The organism is Streptomyces coelicoflavus, assembly GCF_003112555.1.
Classification (GTDB): Bacteria; Actinomycetota; Actinomycetes; order Streptomycetales; family Streptomycetaceae; genus Streptomyces; species Streptomyces coelicoflavus.
In genome coordinates this window covers 252575-272716 of the sequence record NZ_BEWB01000008.1, presented here as the reverse complement: position 1 = coordinate 272716, position 20142 = coordinate 252575, and the positions used below count along the sequence as shown (strand labels likewise).

Annotated in this window: 16 protein-coding genes; 10 read left to right on the top strand and 6 right to left on the bottom strand. The window is 72.3% G+C overall.

Annotated features, from left to right (window positions below; translation table 11 throughout):
• Positions 1 to 7: 7 nt before the first annotated feature.
• The 6 genes from Sco07f_RS20940 to Sco07f_RS20915 form a co-directional block, all read right to left on the bottom strand.
• Positions 8 to 1924, bottom strand: a complete 1917-nt coding sequence (locus tag Sco07f_RS20940; protein ID WP_108988759.1) for an exo-alpha-sialidase — start codon at positions 1922 to 1924, stop codon at positions 8 to 10.
• Positions 1925 to 2114: 190 nt separating this feature from the next.
• The gene (gene fdhD, locus Sco07f_RS20935) at positions 2115 to 2963 is read right to left on the bottom strand and encodes a formate dehydrogenase accessory sulfurtransferase FdhD (protein ID WP_108988758.1); all 849 of its coding nucleotides are present in this window, start codon (positions 2961 to 2963) and stop codon (positions 2115 to 2117) included.
• A 31-nt stretch (positions 2964 to 2994) separates the two neighbouring features.
• The gene (locus tag Sco07f_RS20930) at positions 2995 to 3855 is read right to left on the bottom strand and encodes a 2Fe-2S iron-sulfur cluster-binding protein (RefSeq protein ID WP_108988757.1); all 861 of its coding nucleotides are present in this window, start codon (positions 3853 to 3855) and stop codon (positions 2995 to 2997) included.
• Positions 3852 to 5780: an NAD(P)H-dependent oxidoreductase subunit E gene (locus Sco07f_RS20925; protein ID WP_108988756.1), complete on the bottom strand. Its 1929-nt coding sequence runs from the start codon at positions 5778 to 5780 to the stop codon at positions 3852 to 3854. Before Sco07f_RS20925 ends, Sco07f_RS20930 begins: the two co-directional genes overlap by 4 nt.
• The gene (locus Sco07f_RS20920) at positions 5761 to 7689 is read right to left on the bottom strand and encodes a molybdopterin oxidoreductase family protein (RefSeq protein WP_108988755.1); all 1929 of its coding nucleotides are present in this window, start codon (positions 7687 to 7689) and stop codon (positions 5761 to 5763) included. Before Sco07f_RS20920 ends, Sco07f_RS20925 begins: the two co-directional genes overlap by 20 nt.
• Positions 7686 to 8657, bottom strand: coding sequence for a 2-dehydropantoate 2-reductase (locus Sco07f_RS20915; protein WP_007388990.1), 972 nt, complete (start codon positions 8655 to 8657; stop codon positions 7686 to 7688). The genes Sco07f_RS20920 and Sco07f_RS20915 overlap by 4 nt, the downstream gene beginning before the upstream one ends.
• 228 nt (positions 8658 to 8885) lie before the next feature.
• On the opposite strand from Sco07f_RS20915, the gene Sco07f_RS20910 reads away from it, so the two are divergent.
• From Sco07f_RS20910 to Sco07f_RS20870, 10 genes are all read left to right on the top strand, one after another.
• Positions 8886 to 10241 carry an OFA family MFS transporter gene (locus Sco07f_RS20910; protein WP_108988754.1) on the top strand — a complete coding sequence of 452 codons (1356 nt, stop codon included), beginning with the start codon at positions 8886 to 8888 and terminating at the stop codon, positions 10239 to 10241.
• A complete protein-coding gene (locus Sco07f_RS40165) occupies positions 10210 to 10362 on the top strand; it encodes an MFS transporter small subunit (RefSeq protein ID WP_007388992.1) in 153 nt (50 codons plus the stop codon). Before Sco07f_RS20910 ends, Sco07f_RS40165 begins: the two co-directional genes overlap by 32 nt.
• Before the next feature lie 157 nt (positions 10363 to 10519).
• The gene (locus tag Sco07f_RS20905) at positions 10520 to 11470 is read left to right on the top strand and encodes a beta-ketoacyl-ACP synthase III (protein WP_108988753.1); all 951 of its coding nucleotides are present in this window, start codon (positions 10520 to 10522) and stop codon (positions 11468 to 11470) included.
• A gap of 150 nt (positions 11471 to 11620) precedes the next feature.
• Positions 11621 to 12298 (top strand): GntR family transcriptional regulator, encoded by a 678-nt coding sequence (locus tag Sco07f_RS20900; RefSeq protein WP_108988752.1) that lies wholly within the window; start codon positions 11621 to 11623, stop codon positions 12296 to 12298.
• 252 nt (positions 12299 to 12550) lie between these two features.
• Entirely contained in the window at positions 12551 to 13732 is a 1182-nt protein-coding gene (locus Sco07f_RS20895) for an ROK family transcriptional regulator (RefSeq protein WP_108988751.1), read from the top strand.
• Between the two features lie 185 nt (positions 13733 to 13917).
• Positions 13918 to 15435: a sugar ABC transporter ATP-binding protein gene (locus Sco07f_RS20890; RefSeq protein ID WP_054099575.1), complete on the top strand. Its 1518-nt coding sequence runs from the start codon at positions 13918 to 13920 to the stop codon at positions 15433 to 15435.
• Entirely contained in the window at positions 15432 to 16451 is a 1020-nt protein-coding gene (locus Sco07f_RS20885) for an ABC transporter permease (protein WP_007388997.1), read from the top strand. The genes Sco07f_RS20890 and Sco07f_RS20885 overlap by 4 nt, the downstream gene beginning before the upstream one ends.
• A 17-nt stretch (positions 16452 to 16468) precedes the next feature.
• Positions 16469 to 17515, top strand: coding sequence for a substrate-binding domain-containing protein (locus tag Sco07f_RS20880; RefSeq protein ID WP_007388998.1), 1047 nt, complete (start codon positions 16469 to 16471; stop codon positions 17513 to 17515).
• A gap of 86 nt (positions 17516 to 17601) precedes the next feature.
• Complete coding sequence (locus Sco07f_RS20875) at positions 17602 to 18909, top strand: Gfo/Idh/MocA family protein (protein ID WP_108988750.1); 1308 nt, start codon at positions 17602 to 17604, stop codon at positions 18907 to 18909.
• Positions 18910 to 18925: 16 nt separating this feature from the next.
• Positions 18926 to 19924: a sugar phosphate isomerase/epimerase family protein gene (locus Sco07f_RS20870; RefSeq protein ID WP_007389000.1), complete on the top strand. Its 999-nt coding sequence runs from the start codon at positions 18926 to 18928 to the stop codon at positions 19922 to 19924.
• Positions 19925 to 20142: the final 218 nt, after the last annotated feature.

Below are 20142 nucleotides of genomic sequence, written 5' to 3'. Positions count from 1 at the left end.
GTGACGCTCAGCCGCCCGCGTCCGTCCGGTCCACCCGGTCCATGGGCAGGTGCAGGACCGTGTCCCCGGTGGCGGAGGGCGGGGCGCCGGCCGCGATCTCCTCGTCGGTCAGGGCCCGTCTCCACACCCGCACGTCGTCGACGGCGCCGGTGAACCGGGCCCGGCCGTCCATCCGCTCGCCGATGTGCACCCCGAAGGGCGAATCGCGGCTGACGGAGCCCGGCACGTCCGCCGTGCCGGCCACCGGCGCACCGTCCACGAAGAGCGTGAGCCGGCCCCCGCCGCGGCGCAGCGCCAGCCGGTGCCACCGCCCGTCGTCGTACGCCCGGTCGGTGTCCACCCAGGCCGAACGCGGGGCCGCCCCGCCCTCGCGCGCGGTGATCAGCCCCCGCACCCGGCCGTCGCCGGGCTCGGCGCGCAGCCACACCTGGGGCTGGGTGGTGCCGATGCCGCCCATCCACAGCAGCGGCTGCTCCCCGTCGGCCGCCGTGTACCGGAACCACAGCGACGCCGTGAAGTCGCCGTCCCCGAGCGGCAGCCGCCCGTCGTACGGCAGCCGTACGGCGTCGTCGGCGCCGTCGAACGCGAGCGCGCCACCCACCGCGCCGTCCGTCGTCCCGGCGCCGCCGAGCACGGTCGCGGGCGCGGCACCCGGCGCCAGGTCGGGGGTGGTCGGGCCGGCGGGCCGGGGCGGCGCCGGCCAGTCCTCGGCGAAGCGGGCGAAGCGGATCTCGTCGCGGGCGTCGGACGCCCCGCCCTCGTACAGCAGGCCCACCGTGTCGTCGTCGACGGCCACCAGGTCCGAGTAGCCCGACCAGTCCCGCGTGACGACCGTGCCGCGGTCCACACCGTCCCAGGTCGCGCCGCCGTCGTAGGAGGAGCGCAGCGTCATCGTCCGGCGGCGGTCGGGATCGGCCGGCGCGGACAGCAGGACGCGGTCGTCCATGCGCAGCAGCGCGCCCTGCACCCGCGGGGCGTAGAGGCCGGGCAGGGCGCGGAAGGGCGCGGTGAAGCTGTCGCCGCCGTCGAGGCTGAGGGCCTGGGTGCGGTGGCCGAGGTCGGTGCCGTGCTCCTCGCGGCCGCTGACCAGGAGCGCGCCGTCGGCACGCTCGGTGAGGGTCAGTTCGGAGGGCTTCTGTTGGAAGGTGCCGTCGGCGGCGACGGGCCAGGTGTCGGTGGCGCCGATCCTCCAGTGCCCGCCGCCGTCGTCGCTGACCACGAGAGCGGCGTGGTTGGCGGTGACCCTCCCCCGGCCTCCGGCCGGGGGGACCCCCGTCCCGCTTCGCTCGCCGTCCCAGGTCTCGGCGTTGACGCCGACGACGAGCCGGCCGGGGTGGGCGCCGCCGGTGAGCTGGACGCCGTGCCCGGGACCGGTGGCGTACCAGGAGTTCCAGGCGGGCGGCAGGATCTCGGGGCCCAGGTCGCGGGGCGCGGACCAGGTGCGGCCGTCGTCGTCGCTGTGCTGAAGGTGCGGTGTGCGGGCACAGGGCACCGCGCAGTTGCCGGCGTCCGTGCGGCCCGCGTTGTACGTCTCCAGCAGGAGGACCCGGCCGGTGCCGCGGTCGACGACCGGGGCCGGGTTGCCGTGGGTGTCGCCGCCGCCGTCGTTGACGACCTGGAGGGGGCCCCAGGTACGTCCGCCGTCGGTGGAGCGTTTGAGGACGATGTCGATGTCGCCCGCGTCCCCGCAGTCGAGGACGCGGCCCTCGGCGAACGCGAGCAGCGTGCCGGCCGTCGTGCGCACGACCGCCGGGATGCGGAAGCAGGCGTAGCCGCCCGGGTCCCGCGCCGCGTCGAAGAGCACCTGCTCCGCGAACTCCGGCGCCCGCTCGCCGGACTGGGCGAACACAGGGGGCGTGGGGACGGCCAGCGCGCACGACGCGGCGAGGGCGAGCCAGAGGGAGCGGGGAGGTCGGGGCGGCATGGCGCGGTCTGCCCTTCGGGCGGCTGGAGAGGGGGAAACCTTCGTGCGCACATCAGTACAAGAGGCGTCCCGCGCTCACGGGGACCGCGCCGCTTCCCGCGTGTCGGGACGGGGTCGAGGCGGGGCCCCGGCGGCGCAGGGGGCGCTACCCGCCGGCAGGGGCCCCGCCGCCGTGCAGCGGGGAGGCGGGTCAGCCCCGGGCGGCCGCGGCCCGCAGGGCGACGCGGTCCTCGCCCGCGTACACGTTCATGGAGCTGCCGCGCAAGAAGCCCACCAGTGTCAGTCCGGTCTCGGCGGCCAGGTCAACGGCCAGCGAGGACGGTGCCGACACCGCGGCCAGCACCGGGATGCCCGCCATCACGGCCTTCTGCGCCAGCTCGAAGGAGGCCCGGCCCGACACCAGCAGCACGGAGCGGGACAACGGCAGGTCCCCGTTCTGGAGGGCGCGCCCGACCAGCTTGTCGACCGCGTTGTGCCGGCCCACGTCCTCCCGTACGTCCACCAGCTCGCCGTCCTCGGTGAACAGCGCCGCCGCGTGCAGTCCGCCGGTCCGGTCGAAGACCCGCTGGGAGGCGCGCAGCCGGTCGGGCAGCTCGGCCAGCAGCTCCGGGGTGACGCGGACCGGGGGAGTGTCGGCGACGGGCCAGCGGGTCGTGGTGCGCACCGCGTCCAGGCTCGCCTTGCCGCACAGCCCGCAGGACGAGGTGGTGTAGACGTTCCGCTCCAGGGTGATGTCCGGGATGCGCACGCCGGGCGCGGTCCGCACGTCGACCACGTTGTAGGTGTTGGAGCCGTCGACTGTGGCGCCCGCGCAGTACACGATGTTCCGCAGGTCGCCCTGTTCGGCGAGCACTCCCTCGCTCACCAGGAAACCCGCCGCCAGAGCGAAGTCGTCGCCGGGAGTGCGCATGGTGATGGCGAGGGGCTTGCCGTTCAGCCGGATCTCCAGCGGTTCCTCGGCGACGAGCGTGTCCGGGCGGGTGGAGACCGCCCCGTCCCTGATGCGGATGACCTTGCGTCGTTCCGTGACTCGTCCCATGTCGTGCCCCTTGCGCCGGTCGGTGTGCCGGTCAGTCCCGGTTCTGTACGTGCTGGTAGCCGAAGCGGCCCTTGATGCAGAGATTGCCGTGGGTCACCGGGTTGTCGTGCGGTGAGGTGACCTTGACGATCTCATTGTCCTGCAGATGGAGCGTGAGGTTGCAGCCCACTCCGCAGTACGCGCACACCGTCGTCGTCTCGGTCTGCCGCTCCTCGTCCCAGGTGCCCGCCGCCCGCATGTCGTACTCCGACTTGAAGGACAGGGCGCCCGTGGGGCACACCTCGATGCAGTTGCCGCAGTACACGCACGCCGAGTCGGTCAGCGGGCCGTCGTGCTCGACCGAGATCCGGGCGTCGAAGCCGCGGCCGGAGACGGAGATCGCGAAGCTGTTCTGCCACTGGTCGCCGCAGGCGTCCACGCACTTGTAGCAGAGGATGCACTTGCCGTAGTCGCGCACGTAGAGGTCGTTGTCGACGCGCGGCGCCTCGTCGACGCGGGCCGCGTCCGGGCCGAAGCGGTCGGGCTTCGCCTCGTACTCCGTGAGCCACTGGGCGACCGAAGGGGTCGTGGAGAGGTCGACCGAGGAGGCGAGGAGTTCCAGGACCACCTTGCGGCTGTGCCGCGCGCGCTCGGTGTCCGTGCGCACCACCATGCCGGGCTCGGCCCGGCGCGAGCAGGCGGGTGCGAGGGTTCGGGCGCCCTCCACGTCCACCACGCAGACCCGGCAGGCGTTCTTCGGGGTGAGCGTGTCGCCCTCGCACAGGGTCGGCACGTCCTTCCCGGCGGCCCGGCAGGCGTCGAGGATCGTGGACCCTTCGGGGACCCGGGCCTCCTGCCCGTCGAGGGTGAACTCCACCAGGCGGCGCGGCACTCCGAGCGGTATCGCGGTCATTCGTACGCCCCCAGACGGTCGATGGCGGATTCCACGGCGTTCCACGCGGTCTGCCCCAGACCGCAGATCGAGGCGTCCCGCATCGCGCGTCCGACCTCGCGCAGGAGGGTGATGTCACCGGCGGCGCCGGCGCCCGTGCGGTCGACGATCCGGTGCAGGGCCTCCTCCTGGCGTACGGTGCCGACCCGGCACGGCACGCACTGACCGCACGACTCGTCGCGGAAGAACTCCGCGATGCGCAGCAGCAGGCGGGGGAGCGGGACCGTGTCGTCGAAGGCCATGACGACGCCGGAACCGAGGGTCGTGCCCGCCTCGCGGGTGCCTTCGAAGGTGAGCGGGATGTCCAGCTCGTCGGGGCGTACGAAGCCGCCCGCGGCGCCGCCGAGCAGGACCGCGCGGAGGTTGTCGCGGACCCCGGCGAGGGCGAGCAGCTCGCCGAGCGTAGCGCCGAAGGGGAGTTCGTAGACGCCGGGGCGGGCCACGGTGCCGGACACGCAGAACAGCTTGGGGCCGGTGGACGTCGGGGTGCCGATCGCGGCGTACGCCTCGGCGCCCATCGTCAGGATGGGGAGGACGTTGACCAGGGTCTCCACGTTGTTCTCGACGGTGGGCTTGCCGAACAGGCCCTTCTCGACCGGGAACGGCGGCTTGGAGCGTGGTTCGCCGCGGTGGCCCTCGATGGAGTTGAACAGGGCCGTCTCCTCGCCGCAGATGTACGCGCCGGCGCCGCGCCGGATCTCGATGTCGAAGGCGTAGCCCTGGCCGAGGATGTCGTCGCCGAGCAGGCCGCGGGTGCGGGCCTGCTCGACGGCGTGGGTGAGGCGGGCCAGCGCGCGGGGGTATTCGCCGCGGAGGTAGAGGTGGCCCTGGTGGGCGCCGGTCGCGTAGGCCGCGATGGTCATGGCCTCGACCAGGGCGTAGGGGTCGCCCTCCATGAGGACGCGGTCCTTGAAGGTGCCCGGTTCGGATTCGTCGGCGTTGCAGACGAGGTAGTGCGGGTGGTCGGGCTGGGCGGCCGTGGCCTGCCACTTGCGGCCGGTGGGGAAGGCGGCGCCGCCGCGGCCGACCAGGCCGGCGTCGGTGACCTCGCGGATGACGGCGGCGGGGCCGAGGCCGAAGGCACGGCGGAGGGCGGTGTAGCCGCCGTGGGCGCGGTAGTCGTCGAGGGAGGCGGGGTCCACGGTGCCGATGCGGTGGAGGAGGGTGAGGCCGGGGTCGCCGGTCTGCGGGACGGCGGCTTCGGGGGCGGGTTCGGTGGGGGCGGATTCGGGGGCGGTGGCCGCCGGGATCGCCCTGTCGGGGGTTGCGGGGGCGCATATCGCCGTCGCGTGGAGGGTGTTTCGCCCCCGCCGCCCCTTCCCATTCCCGCCCCCGGGGGCTGCGCCCCCGGACCCCCCTTCGGCCTGGACGGCCTCGTCCTCAAACGCCGGACGGGCTGATTCGCCCGCCCGGATTACCAAAGTCGCCGGGGCGCGCTCGCACAGGCCGAGGCACGGGCTGCGCTCGACCTTCACCCCGCTCTCCGGGCCCAGGCGTGACTCCACGGCCGCGCACAGCCGGCTCGCCCCCGCGGCCGTGCACGCCAGGTCCGTGCAGACGTGCAGGACCGTGGCCGGGCGGGGGCGGACCGAGAACATGGCGTAGAAGGTGGCCACGCCGTAGGCCTCCGCCGGGGGGACGGTCAGGCGGCGGCACACGTAGTCGAGGGCGCCCTCGCTGATCCAGCCGACGCGGTCGTTGAGCGCGTGCAGGGCCGGGAGGAGCTGGTCGCGGCGGTCCCGGGCCTCCCGGCCGCCGCGTGCCCATCTGAGGTCCGCGTCGGAGCGGTCCGCGCCCTCCCAGGAGGACTCGGGCGGGCCGAGCAGGGCGTCCACGGCCGCGCGTTCCTCGTCCGTGGGCTTGCCGTCACCGAAGCGCAGGTCCACCGGTGCTCACCTTCTCGATCCGGATCGCCGAGGCCTTGAACTCCGCCGTCCCGGCGATCGGGCAGTTGGCCTCGATGGTCAGCTGGTTGGTGTCCACCTCGTCGGGGAAGTGGAAGCTCATGAAGGCCAGACCGGGGCGCAGGGCCGGGTCGACCCAGACGGGGGCCAGCAGCGAGCCGCGCCGGGAGGTCACCCGGACCTGCTCGCCGACCACCACCCCGTAGCGTTCGGCGTCCTCCGGGCAGAGCTCGACGGACTCGCCGCGGCGCAGCGGGGAGGCGTAACCGCCGCTCTGTACACCCGTGTTGTAGGAGTCGAGACGGCGTCCCGTGGTCAGCCGGATCGGGTACCGCTCGTCGGTGAGGTCCACGGGCGGGTCGTGCCGGACGATGCCGAAGGGGGCTCGGCGGCCACGGAGCCCGGGGTCCCGGGACCACAACCTGCCGTGCAGGTAGGGAGGTTCCAGCTCCTCCGTGCTCGGGCACGGCCACTGGATGCCCTGGTGCTCCTCCAGACGGGCGTACGTCATGCCGTGGTGGTCGGGGGAGAGGGCGCGCAGTTCGTTCCAGACCGCCTCCGCGTCGGCGTACTTCCAGTCGTGGCCCAGGCGGGCGGCGAGGTCGCAGAGGATGTCGATGTCCTCGCGGGCCTCTCCGGGCGGGGTCACCGCCTTGCGCACGCGTTGGACGCGCCGCTCGCTGTTGGTGGTGGTGCCCTCCGTCTCCGCCCAGCCGGCGGTCGCGGGGAGGACCACGTCGGCCAGTTCGGCGGTCCTCGTGAGGAAGATGTCCTGGACGACCAGGAAGTCCAGGGCGCGCAGGCGGCGTACCGCCTGTTCCGCGTCCGCCTCCGACTGGGCCGGGTTCTCGCCGATGCAGTAGACGGCGCGGAGCGTGCCCTCGTCCATCGCCTCGAACATCTCCGTCAGGGTGAGGCCGTGGTGCGGTTCGACGACCGTGTCCCACGCCGTCTCGAACTTCCGGCGGACCTCCGGGTCGAGGACGTCCTGGAAGCCGGGGAGCCGGTTGGGGATGGCGCCCATGTCGCCGCCGCCCTGCACGTTGTTCTGGCCGCGCAGGGGCTGGAGGCCGGAGCCGTAGCGGCCGACGTGGCCGGTGAGCAGGGAGAGGTTGATCAGGGCGCGGACGTTGTCCGTGCCGTTGTGGTGCTCCGTGATGCCGAGGGTCCAGCACAGCTGGGCGCGCTCGGCGCGGGCGTAGGCGTGCGCGAGGTCGCGGATGGCGGCGGCCGGCACGCCGGTCACCTTCTCGGCGAGGGAGAGGGTCCAGGGCTCGACCAGGGCCCGGTAGTCGTCGTAGCCCGTCGTCGCGCGTTCGACGAACGCCTCGTTGACCAGGCCGGCGTGGATGATCTCGCGGCCCACCGCGTGCGCCAGCGGGATGTCCGTGCCGACGTTCGGGCCGAGCCAGCTCTCCGCCCACTCCGCGGTCGAGGTGCGGCGCGGGTCCACCGCGTACATGCGGGCGCCGCCCCGGATGCCCTTCAGCACGTGCTGGAAGAAGATCGGGTGGGCGAAGCGGGCGTTGGAGCCCCACATCACGATGACGTCGGTGTGCTCGATCTCCTCGTAGGAGGAGGTGCCGCCGCCCGAGCCGAAGGCGGCCGACAGGCCCGCCACGCTCGGCGCGTGACAGGTGCGGTTGCAGGAGTCGACGTTGTGGGTGCCCATGACCACCCGGGCGAACTTCTGCGCCACGTAGTTCATCTCGTTGGTCGCCCGTGCGCAGGAGAACATCCCGAACGCGCCGCGCGCCGCCGCCAGGCCCCGGGCCGTGCGGTCCAGGGCCTCCTCCCAGGTCGCCCGGCGCAAGGGCGCCTCGCGCGAGTCCCGGACCAGGGGGTGGGTGAGGCGGGTGTAGGTCTTGGGGGTTCGGTCGCGTTTCCTCATGCGGCGCTCCTCGACGCGAGCAGGTCCGACAGGGCGTGCACGGTGCGCAGGGTGGGCACCGGGACGCCGGTGATCTCCGCCAGCTCGACGACGGCCGCGAGCAGCACGTCGAGTTCGAGCGGCTTGCCGCGCTCCAGGTCCTGGAGCGTGGAGGTGCGGTGGTCGCCGACCCGTTCGGCACCCGCGAGCCGGCGTTCGATGGACACGCCGACCTCGCAGCCGAGGGCCCGGGCGACCGTCAGCGTCTCGGTCATCATGGTCTCGATGACCTCGCGGGTGCCGCCGTGCCGGCACATCTGGCCCATGGTGGCCCGGACCAGGGCGCTGATCGGGTTGAAGGAGATGTTGCCCAGCAGCTTCAGCCAGATGTCGCCGCGCAGGTCCGGCTCGACCGGGCACTTCAGGCCGCCCGCCCGCATCGCCTCGCTGAACGCCAGGCACCGCGCCGAGACCTCCCGGCCGGGCTCGCCGACGGAGAACCGGGTGCCTTCCACATGCCGTACGACGCCCGGCTGTTCCAGTTCGGTGGCCGCGTACACGACGCAGCCGACGGCCCGTTCGGGCGCGAGCACCGCACTGACCGCGCCGGCCGGGTCCACGCTCTCGAGACGGCGCCCGTCCCAGGGGCCGCCGTGGCGGTGGAAGTACCACCAGGGGATGCCGTTCTGGGCGGCCACGACCGCCGTCGAGTCGTGCAGGAGCGGCTCGATCAGCGGCCCGCACGCCGCGTACGAGTTGGCCTTCAGACCCAGGAACACGTAGTCGACCGGGCCGACTCCGGCCGGGTCGTCGGTGGCGCGCGGGTGCGCGGTGAAGTCGCCGCGCGGGCTGCGCACCCGTACTCCGTACTGCCTCATGGCCGCCAGATGCGGTCCACGGGCGATGAGATGCACGTCGGCGCCCGCACGGTGGAGCGCGGCGCCGACATAGGCGCCGATCGCCCCGGCGCCGAGGACTGCGACTTTCATGGCGGGGGAGCTCCGTTCGGTCGAGGGATACCGAGGAACCGGAAGGAGAGAGCCGGTCAGGACTCGAAGCGACTCGAAGCACTCGAAGCGACTCGAAGATGTCGACGAAATATTGTCTACAGTATGGAGGTTGGGGCGGCAAGGCTTTGTGCAGCAGTAGTGGTGGTCTGTAGTTGTCCGCTCAACAGTCTTCTCAAGCGCTTGCCGGATGCCTACGGTTGGGGACCCATGAGTCCCCCCGTCGCACCCCCGGGCTGGAGCCGCTGGCTCGTCCCCCCGGCCGCTCTCTCGGTCCACCTCTCCATCGGCCAGGCCTACGCCTGGTCCGTGTTCAAACCGCCCCTGGAGTCCGCGCTCGGCCTCAGCGGCACGCAGAGCGCGCTGCCCTTCCAGCTCGGCATCGTCATGCTCGGTCTGTCCGCCGCGTTCGGCGGCACGCTCGTGGAACGGCACGGCCCGCGCTGGGCGATGACCGTCGCCCTCGTCTGCTTCTCGTCCGGCTTCCTGCTCTCCGCGCTCGGCGCGGCGGTGGAGCAGTACTGGCTGATCGTCCTCGGCTACGGCTTCGTCGGCGGGATCGGCCTCGGCATCGGCTACATCTCGCCCGTCTCGACGCTGATCAAGTGGTTCCCGGACCGGCCGGGCATGGCCACCGGCATCGCCATCATGGGCTTCGGCGGCGGCGCCCTCATCGCCTCGCCCTGGTCGGCGCAGATGCTGAAGTCCTTCGGCACCGACAGCTCCGGGATCGCCCTCGCCTTCCTCGTCCACGGACTGACGTACGCCGTCTTCATGTTGCTCGGCGTGCTGCTGGTGCGGGTGCCGCGGCCCAGGGAACGGGCGGACGGGCGGCCCGCGCCGCTCGAGGGCGTCCAGGTCTCGGCGCGCGCGGCCATGCGCACCCCGCAGTTCTGGCTGCTGTGGATCGTGCTCTGCATGAACGTCACGGCCGGCATCGGCATCCTGGAGAAGGCCGCGCCGATGATCCGGGACTTCTTCGCCGACACCTCCACCCCGGTGTCCACGACCGCCGCCGCCGGCTTCGTCGCCCTGCTGTCGGCGGCCAACATGGCGGGCCGGATCGGCTGGTCCTCCACCTCCGACCTGATCGGACGCAAGAACATCTACCGCGTCTACCTGGGCGTCGGTGCGCTCATGTACGCCCTGATCGCGCTGTTCGGCGACTCCTCCAAACCGCTGTTCGTGCTGTGCGCCCTGGTCGTCCTGTCCTTCTACGGCGGCGGCTTCTCCACCGCCCCCGCCTATCTCAAGGACCTCTTCGGCACCTACCAGGTCGGCGCGATCCACGGCCGGCTGCTCACCGCCTGGTCGCTGGCCGGCGTCCTCGGGCCGCTGATCGTCAACTGGATCGCCGATCACCAGGAGGAGGCCGGACGGCACGGCTCGGCGCTGTACGGCACGTCCTTCCTCATCATGATCGGGCTGCTGGTGGTCGGCTTCGCCGCCAACGAACTGATCCGGCCGGTGCACGCCCGGCACCACGAACCCGCGACCACCGTCCCCGCGCAGCACGCGCAGAAGGAGGGCAACGATGTCAGCCGACAGCAGCCAGAGTCCGCCTGACACGGCCCAGGTGCCCGACCGCAGGCCGCTGATCGCCTTCACCTGGCTCTGGGTGGGCGCACCGCTCGCCTACGGTCTGTACGAACTCGTCCGGAAGGCGACCCAGCTCTTCACCGGATGAGGGCGGGCGGTGGCGGGGACGGCCGGCGGCGGCGGAAGATGCTGACCGAAGCCGACAAGCCGGGCGCCGGTTTCCTGTCGTATCACCTGCCGTCGTACCCGTCGGTCACTGATCACACTGGTGGATCCCGTACCCTGAGGCAGCGAGGACTCCACCCATGCACCACGGCTCCCGCATCACCGCCGTCGGCCACTACCAGCCCGCCAGGATTCTCACCAACGAGGATCTGGCGGGCATGGTCGACACCAGCGACGAGTGGATCAGGAGCCGGGTGGGCATCCGTACGCGCCGGATCGCCGGACCCGACGAGCCGGTGGACGAGCTGGCCGGCCACGCCGCCGCGAAGGCGCTCGCGGCGGCCGGGCTGACCCCCGCCGACGTGGACCTGATCGTGGTCGCCACCTCCACCGCGATCGACCGCTCCCCGAACACCGCCGCCCGCGTCGCGGCCCGCCTCGGTGTCCCCGGACCGGCGGCGCTGGACGTCAACGTCGTGTGCGCGGGCTTCACCCACGCCCTGGCCACCGCCGACCACGCCGTGCGCGCCGGTTCCGCGAGCCGGGCGCTGGTCATCGGCGCGGACAAGATGTCCGAGGTCGTCGACTGGGCCGACCGCACCACCTGTGTGCTGGTCGGCGACGGGGCGGGCGCCGCCGTCGTCGAGGCCTGCGCGCCGGGCGAGGAGGCGGGGATCGGGCCCGTGCTGTGGGGGTCGGTGCCCGAGATGGGCAACGCGGTCCGCATCGAGGGCACCCCGCCGCGGTTCGCGCAGGAGGGGCAGAGCGTGTACCGCTGGGCCACGACCCGGCTGCCCGCCATCGCGCGCCAGGCCTGCGAGCGGTCCGGCCTCGAGCCCGCCGACCTCGCCGCCGTCGTCCTGCACCAGGCCAACCTGCGCATCGTCGAACCCCTCGCCGCGAAGATCGGCGCGGTCAACGCCGTGGTCGCCCGCGATGTCGTCGAGTCCGGCAACACCTCCGCGGCGAGCATCCCGCTGGCGCTCTCCAAACTGGTGGAGCGGGGCGAGATCACCACCGGCGACCCGGCGCTGCTCTTCGGCTTCGGCGGCAACCTCTCGTACGCCGGACAGGTCGTCCGCTGCCCCTGAACGCCCCGCCCGGCCTTCCGGTGTGACGTGGCCTACACACCCGGTCCAAGGCCCTCCCGTGCGCCGTAGACTGTAGACGAAAGACAATCAGTACCGCGCGTACCGAGAGTCGCGCCCGCTGGTTGTGTTCCGGCCGTCGAGGGGGGACCGATGTTGTCCGCAGGACTGCCGCAGGGCGCGGTGCCCAAGCTGGAGCGGCCCGGCCCGTTGCGGGACCGTGTCTACGAGGCGCTGCTCGAACTCATCACCACGCGGGCGCTCCAGCCCGGCCAGCACCTCGTCGAGAGCGAACTCGCCGGCCATCTCGGGGTGTCGAGGCAGCCGGTGCGCGAGGCGTTGCAGCGGCTCAACACCGAGGGCTGGGTCGATCTGCGCCCCGCGCGGGGCGCGTTCGTGCACGAGCCCACGGAGGAGGAGGCCGACCAGCTCCTCACCGTGCGTACGCTCCTGGAGGCCGAGGCGGCGCGGCTCGCCGCGGCCAACGCCTCCAGCGCCGGTATCGCCGCGCTGGAGGAGCTGTGCGAGGAGGGGGAGCGGGCCGTCGCCGCCGAGGACGTGGACGCCGCCGTCGCCTTCAACGCCCGCTTCCACCGCAAGGTCATGGAGCTCGCGGGCAACACCGTCCTCGCCGAACTCGCGGCGCAGGTCGACCGCCGGGTCCGCTGGTACTACACCCCGGTCGCCCGGCAGCGCGGCCGGCAGTCCTGGATCGAGCACCGCAAGCTGATCGCCGCCATCACCGACCGGGACGAGCAGTCGGCGACCCGGCTGATGCGCGAGCACACGGAGCACACCCGGCGTTCGTACCACGCACGCGAGGAAACCTGAGGTCGGAGCGGGTTCCGAGCTCGTTCACAGGCCGCCCGGCACGCCGACCGGGCGGCCTCGTCGTGTCCGGGACGGTCCTGCGCCGGACCCTTCTTTGTCCACTCAGTGGAGAAAGTTGGCAGCAATTCGTGCGTGACTTCTTCCCACGCCCGGCGCCCACTGCTACGTTCCCTCCGAAAGCAAGCCACTGGACGAGGCCGGGAGACCGGCCCACTCACAGCCGATCGAGGCGGGGAGGGGCTCGTGAGACGCATGACCGCACGACCCGCGAACGCCCACCAAGCGCGACTGCTCCAGCTGTTGCGCGACGGTGGACCCAACTCCCGTGCCCAGCTCGGTGATCAGGTCGACCTCTCCCGGTCGAAACTGGCCGTCGAGGTGGACCGGCTCCTGGAGACCGGTCTCGTGGTGGCCGACGGACTCGCCGCCTCGCGCGGCGGGCGCCGCAGCCACAACGTCCGCCTCAACCCCGAACTGCGCTTCCTCGGCGTCGACATCGGCGCGACCTCGGTCGACGTCGCCGTCACCAACGCCGAGCTGGAGATCCTCGGACACATCAACCAGCCCCTGGACGTGCGCGACGGACCGGTCGCGGTCTTCGAGCAGGTGCTGGCGATGGCCGCCAAGCTGCGGGCCTCCGGGCTCGCGGAAGGCTTCGACGGCGCCGGCATCGGCGTCCCGGGGCCGGTCCGCTTCCCCGAGGGTGTGCCGGTGGCGCCGCCGATCATGCCGGGCTGGGACGGCTTCCCCGTACGGGAGGCGCTCAGCCAGGAACTCGGCTGCCCCGTCATGGTCGACAACGACGTGAACCTGATGGCGCTGGGGGAGCAGCACGCGGGTGTCGCCCGCACCCAGCACGACTTCCTCGTCGTCAAGATCGGCACCGGCATCGGCTGCGGCATCGTCGTCGGCGGTGACGTCTACCGTGGGACCACGGGCAGCGCGGGCGACATCGGGCACATTCAGGCCGTGCCCGACGGACGTCAGTGCGCCTGCGGCAACCGGGGCTGTCTGGAGGCCCACTTCAGCGGCGCGGCACTGGCCCGCGACGCCACCGAGGCCGCCGAACAGGGTGCTTCGGCCGAACTCGCGAACCGGCTGGAGGCGAACGGCGTCCTCAACGCCGCCGACGTCGCCGCCGCGGCCGCCGCGGGCGACGCCACCGCACTGGACCTGATCAGGGAGGGCGGCCGCAGTACCGGCCAGGTCATCGCCGGCCTGGTCAGCTTCTTCAACCCCGGCCTGGTGGTGATCGGCGGCGGGGTGACCGGCCTCGGCCACAACCTGCTCGCCGCGATCCGCACCCAGGTCTACCGCCAGTCGCTGCCACTCGCGACCGGCAACCTGCCCATCGTCCTGGGGGAGCTGGGCCCCACCGCCGGAGTCATCGGCGCGGCCCGGCTGATCAGCGACCACCTGTTCTCACCCGCGTAGCACTCTTTTTCACACTCGCGCAGCACTCGCCTGTTCATCCGCGTAGCACTCGTTCGGTTCCGCAGCTCCACCAGCACGGCGCTCTACCCCGTCATGCCCTGTTCCGCATCACTATGACCTGCTTCGCCACGCCCTGCTCTGCTCTGCCCTGACACCGGCCCGCAAGCCCGCCGAGGGGACCTCACATGGCACCAGAACCACCGCTGCTCAGCATGTCCGGCATCACCAAGTCGTTCCCCGGAGTCCGGGCCCTCGACGGCGTCGACCTCGACGTCCAGGCCGGTGAGGTGCACTGCCTCCTCGGCCAGAACGGCGCCGGGAAGTCCACCCTCATCAAGGTGCTGGCCGGCGCCCACCAGCCCGACACCGGCACCATCCGCTGGCGCGGCGAGGACGTCACCCTGCGCTCGCCGATGGCCGCCATGCGCCTGGGCATCGCCACCATCTACCAGGAACTCGACCTGGTCGAGCACCTGTCGGTCGCCGAGAACGTCCACCTCGGCCACGAACCGACCGCCGCCGGCTTCGTCGTGCGGGGAAGGGCGGCCAAGGCGTCGACGGCCGCGCTCCTCAAGCGACTCGGGCATCCCGAAGTGGACCCGGGGCGGCTGGTCGGGGACCTGTCGGCCGCGCAGCAGCAGATCGTGTCCATGGCACGGGCGCTGTCGCACGACGTACGGCTGATCGTGATGGACGAACCGTCCGCCGCGCTCGACCCGGACGAGGTCGACAACCTGTTCCGCATCGTCGCCGACCTCACCGCCGACGGGGTCGCCGTCGTCTACATCTCGCACCGGCTGGAGGAGATCCGCCGCATCGGCGACCGGGTCACCGTCCTCAAGGACGGCCGGGCCGTCGCCGGCGGGCTGCCCGCCGAGTCGACGCCGACCCGCGAGGTGGTGGCGCTGATGACGGGGCGCAACGTCGAGTACGTCTTCCCGGAGCGGCCGGCCGCACCGCCCGCGGCCGAACCCGTACTGAGGGTCGAAGGGCTGTCCCGGGACGGCGAGTTCGCGCCGCTGGACCTGGAGGTGCGCCCCGGGGAGATCGTCGGCCTCGCGGGGCTCGTCGGCTCCGGCCGCTCCGAGATCCTGGAGACGGTCTACGGGGCGCGCAAGGCGAAGACCGGCCGGGTCCTCGTCGGCGGGCGCCCGCTCAGGTCCGGCAGCGTGCGCGCCGCGGTACGCGCCGGACTCGGGCTCGCCCCCGAGGAACGCAAGGCCCAGGCCCTGCTGATGCTGGAGTCCGTCACCCGCAACGTGTCGGTCTCCGCCATGTCCCGCTTCTCGCGCGGCGGCTGGATCGACCGCGGCGCCGAACTCGGCGCGGCCCGCGAGGCCACCCGCGAACTGTCGCTGCGGCCCGACAACCCCGCCGTGCCCGTGCGCACCCTGTCCGGCGGCAACCAGCAGAAGGCGGTACTCGCCCGCTGGCTGCTGCGCGGCTGCCGGGTCCTGCTGCTCGACGAACCCACCCGCGGCGTCGACGTCGGCGCCCGCGCCGAGCTGTACGCCGTCATCCGGCGCCTCGCCGACGAGGGCCTCGCCGTGCTGCTGGTCTCCAGCGAGGTGCCCGAGGTGCTGGGCCTCGCCGACCGCGTACTGGTGCTGCGCGAGGGCCGCGTCGTGCACGAGGCCCCCGCCCGCGAACTCGACGAACACCGTGTACTCGACCTCGTGATGGAAGGAAGCCCGGCGTCATGACGCAGCACGTGTCCCCGCCACGGGGCGGCACCGACAAGGCGGCACCGGTGGAAGGGCCGCCCGCCTGGCGGGTCCGGCTGGGCCGCGCCGACGTCCGCACCCTCACCCTGCTCGGCGTGCTCGCCGTACTGGTCCTCATCGGCGGCATCACCCAGCCCGACTCGTTCCTCGACACCCGCAACCTCCAACTGGTGCTCACCCAGGCGTCGGTGATCGGCGTCGTCACCGTCGGCATGACCTTCGTCATCGTCTCCGGCGGCATCGACCTGTCCGTCGGCGCGATCGTCGCCCTCTCCTCGGTGTGGGCGACCACGGTCGCCACCCAGGAGTTCGGGTTCGCGGGCATCCTGTTCACCGCGATCGTGGTGGGAGTGGGCTGCGGACTGGTCAACGGGGTGCTCATCGCCTTCGGCCAGATGGTCCCGTTCATCGCCACCCTCGCCATGCTGGCCTCGGCGCGCGGCCTCGCCCTCCAGATCACCGACGGCCGCACCCAGGTCGTCACCGTCCCGGACGTTCTCAAGCTCGCCGAGCGCGACTGGTACGTGCTCGGCATACCGCCGCTGGTCATGGTCTTCGCGGCCGTCACCATCGTCGGCTGGCTGGTGCTCAACCGGACCACCTTCGGCCGCCGCACCGTCGCCGTCGGCGGCAACGCCGAGGCCGCCCGGCTGGCCGGCATCGACGTCCGCCGCCAGCGCCTCTACCTCTACCTGCTGTCCGGGCTGTGCTGCGGCATCGCCGCCTTCCTGCTGGTGGCCCTCGCCGGCTCCGGCCAGAACACCAACGGCAACCTCTACGAACTCGACGCCATCGCCGCCGCGATCATCGGCGGCACCCTGCTGACCGGCGGCCGGGGCCACATCCTCGGCTCCGTGCTCGGCGTCCTGATCTTCACCACCATCACCAACATCTTCGCCCTGAACAACCTTCAGACCGACGTGCAGCAGATCGCCAAGGGCGCGATCATCGTCGCCGCCGTGCTGGTCCAGCGCCGTACCGCAAGCACGCATTGAGGAAAGGGTTCACCGTCATGACGAAGCTCACGAGTCGCAGAGGGCTGCTCTTCGGAGCCGCCGCCGTGTCCGCCGGTGCCGTCCTCACGGGGTGCACCAGCAACGACCCCGACAGCGGCGACGACAAGGCCGCCGCGGACACCCAGCCGGCCGCCGACGACAAGCCCGGCAAGCCCGTGACCATCGGCTACGCCGGCCCGCAGGCCGACCACGGCTGGCTCAACGCCGTCAACGACCAGGCCAAGAAGCGCGCCGAGAAGTACTCCGAGATCACCATGGAGATCACCGAGGGCTCCAACGACACCGCGCAGCAGATCGGCCAGATCGAGACCCTCATCAACAAGAAGGTCGACGTCCTGGTCATCCTGCCGGCCGACGGCAAGGCCCTCACCCAGGTCGGCCTGAAGGCGATGCGGGCGGGCATCCCGGTCATCAACCTCGACCGGATCTTCAACAGCCCCCAGGCCTACCGCTGCTGGGTCGGCGGCGACAACTACGGCATGGGTCTCAACGCCGCCCACTACATCGGCGAGAAGCTGAAGGACAAGTCGGACGCCAAGGTCGTCGAGCTGGCCGGCATCGACAACCTGGAACTGACCCAGCAGCGCACCCAGGGCTTCGACGACGGCCTGAAGAACTACCCGAACATCAAGAAGGTGGCCCGCCAGGCCGCCGAGTTCACCGTCGAGTCCGGCCAGTCCAAGATGGCCCAGCTGCTCCAGGCCCAGTCGGACTTCGACGCCATGTGGAACCACGACGACGACCAGGGCGTGGGTGCCCTGCGCGCCATCGAGCAGGCCGGACGCGACGACTTCCTGATGGTCGGCGGCGCGGGCGCGCTCTCCGCCTTCCAGGCCATCAAGGCGGACAGCGGCGTCCTGAAGGCGACGGTGCTGTACCCGCCGACCATGGCCGCGTCCGCGATCGACCTGGCCCGCGCCCTCGGGCAGGGCAAGGGCGTCAGCGGCCTCGCCGAGTTCGAGATCCCGTCGACCGTCACCTGCTACTCGGCCGTCGTCGACAAGGACAACGTCGACCAGTACATGTCCACGGGCTTCAAGTGAGGGCTGCCGCCCCGGCAGCGGCCCGACCAGCCGCCGCCGGGGCGGGGCCCACCCCACCGCGCCACCACGACGAGGAGGACATCCGCATGGGACAGCCGCAGCAGCCCGAGGGGGCCGGCGCCGAGGAGGAAGCCGCCGGGACCGACCGCGGGACCGATACCGGGACCGCTGCCGGGACCGATGCCGGGGCGGCGACGGGGGCGTCCGCGACCAGACCGCCCCTGCGCGTCGGCATGGTCGGCTACGCCTTCATGGGTGCCGCCCACTCCCAGGGCTGGCGGACCGCGGGCCGGGTCTTCGACCTGCCGCTGAACCCGGTGCTGGCCGCGATCTGCGGGCGGGACGCCGACGCCGTTCGCTTGGCGGCCGACCGGCACGGCTGGGCGAGCACCGAGACCGACTGGCAGACCCTGGTCGAACGGGACGACATCGACCTCGTCGACATCTGCACCCCGGGCGACAGCCACGCCGAGATCGCCCTGGCCGCGCTCGCCGCCGGGAAACACGTCCTGTGCGAGAAGCCGCTCGCCAACACCGTCGAGGAGGCGCAGGCGATGACCAGCGCCGCCGAGCAGGCCGGGGCGCGCGGACAGCTGGCGATGGTCGGGTTCAACTACCGCAGGGTGCCGGCCACCGCGCTGGCCCGGCGGATGGTCGCCGAGGGCCGCGTCGGCCGGCTGCGGCACCTGCGGGTGACCTACCTCCAGGACTGGCTGGTCGACCCGAAGGCCCCGCTCACCTGGCGGCTGCGCAAGGAGCTGGCCGGATCGGGCGCACTCGGCGACCTGGGCGCCCACATCGTCGACCTGGCCCAGTACCTGTCGGGCGAGCGGATCGCGGGCGTCTCCGCCCTCACCGAGACCTTCGTACGGGAACGCCCGCTGCCCGCCGGCGCCCCCCGGGGCCTGTCCGCGGGCTCGGCGGACGGCGTGACGGGACAGGTGACCGTCGACGACGCCGCCGTGTTCACCGGCCGCCTCACCTCCGGTGCCCTGGTCTCCTTCGAGGCCACCCGGTACGCCACCGGCCGCAAGAACGCCCTGCGCATCGAACTCAACGGTGAGCGCGGCTCGCTCGCCTTCGACCTGGAACGGCTCAACGAGCTGGAGTACCACGACGGGACGGAACCGGGGGAGTACGCCGGTTTCCGCCGGATCCTCGTCACCGAGCCCGAACACCCCTACCTGGAGGCCTGGTGGCCGCCGGGCCACGGGCTCGGCTACGAGCACACCTTCGTGCACCAGGCGCGCGACCTCGTGCACGCCGTGGCCGAGGGCCGCGGGCCCGAACCCTCCTTCGCCGACGGGTTGCAGGTGCAGCGCGTGCTCGCGGCCGTGGAGGAGAGCGCCGAGAAGAACTCCGTCTACACCCCGATCGCCCCCATCGCACTCTGAGGAGGCCGGCAGCGACATGCCACGCAACTTCACGCTCTTCACCGGACAGTGGGCCGACCTGCCGCTGGAGGAGGTCTGCCGCCTCGCCCGCGACTTCGGCTACGACGGCCTGGAACTCGCCTGCTGGGGCGACCACTTCGAGGTCGACAAGGCCCTCGCCGACCCCTCCTACGTGGACTCGCGCCACCAGCTGCTCGACAAGTACGGCCTCAAGTGCTGGGCGATCTCCAACCACCTGGTCGGCCAGGCCGTCTGCGACGCCATCATCGACGAGCGCCACGAGGCCATCCTGCCCGCCCGCATCTGGGGCGACGGGGATGCGGAGGGCGTCCGGCAACGCGCCGCGGCCGAGATCAAGGACACCGCACGCGCAGCCGCCCGTCTCGGCGTCGACACCGTCATCGGCTTCACCGGCTCCGCCATCTGGCACCTGGTGGCCATGTTCCCGCCCGCCCCCGAGTCCATGATCGAGCGGGGCTACCAGGACTTCGCGGACCGCTGGAACCCGATCCTGGACGTCTTCGACGCGGAGGGCGTGCGGTTCGCCCACGAGGTGCACCCCAGCGAGATCGCCTACGACTACTGGACCACGCAGCGCGCCCTGGAGGCGGTCGGTCACCGGCCGGCCTTCGGCCTCAACTTCGACCCCTCGCACTTCGTGTGGCAGGACCTCGACCCCGTCGGCTTCCTGTGGGACTTCCGCGACCGCATCTACCACGTCGACTGCAAGGAGGCCCGCAAGCGCCTCGACGGCCGCAACGGGCGGCTCGGCTCCCACCTGCCGTGGGGCGACCCCCGGCGCGGCTGGGACTTCGTGTCCGCCGGGCACGGCGACGTCCCCTGGGAGGACGTGTTCCGCATGCTGCGCTCCATCGACTACCAGGGACCGGTATCCGTCGAGTGGGAGGACGCCGGCATGGACCGGCTGCAGGGCGCGCCGGAAGCCCTCACCCGGCTGAAGGCCTTCGACTTCGAGCCGCCCAGCGCCTCCTTCGACGCGGCCTTCAACAGCTGATCCTGAGGTTCGACCGCAGGTCAGGACCGGGGACCGGCCACGACGCCGGTGCCCGGTCCGGGCTGCCCGGATCCCGCTTTGTCCTGAGTTGGGAAAAAGTTGAACCAACTGCGGTCCAAAGGGTGTTCGCCCCGGAAGAACGCGGTTACCGTCCCTGAAGTGTTCAGGACACTCACGCCTCCGGGGTGACGGCGCACCCCGGCGCCCGCATCGCACGT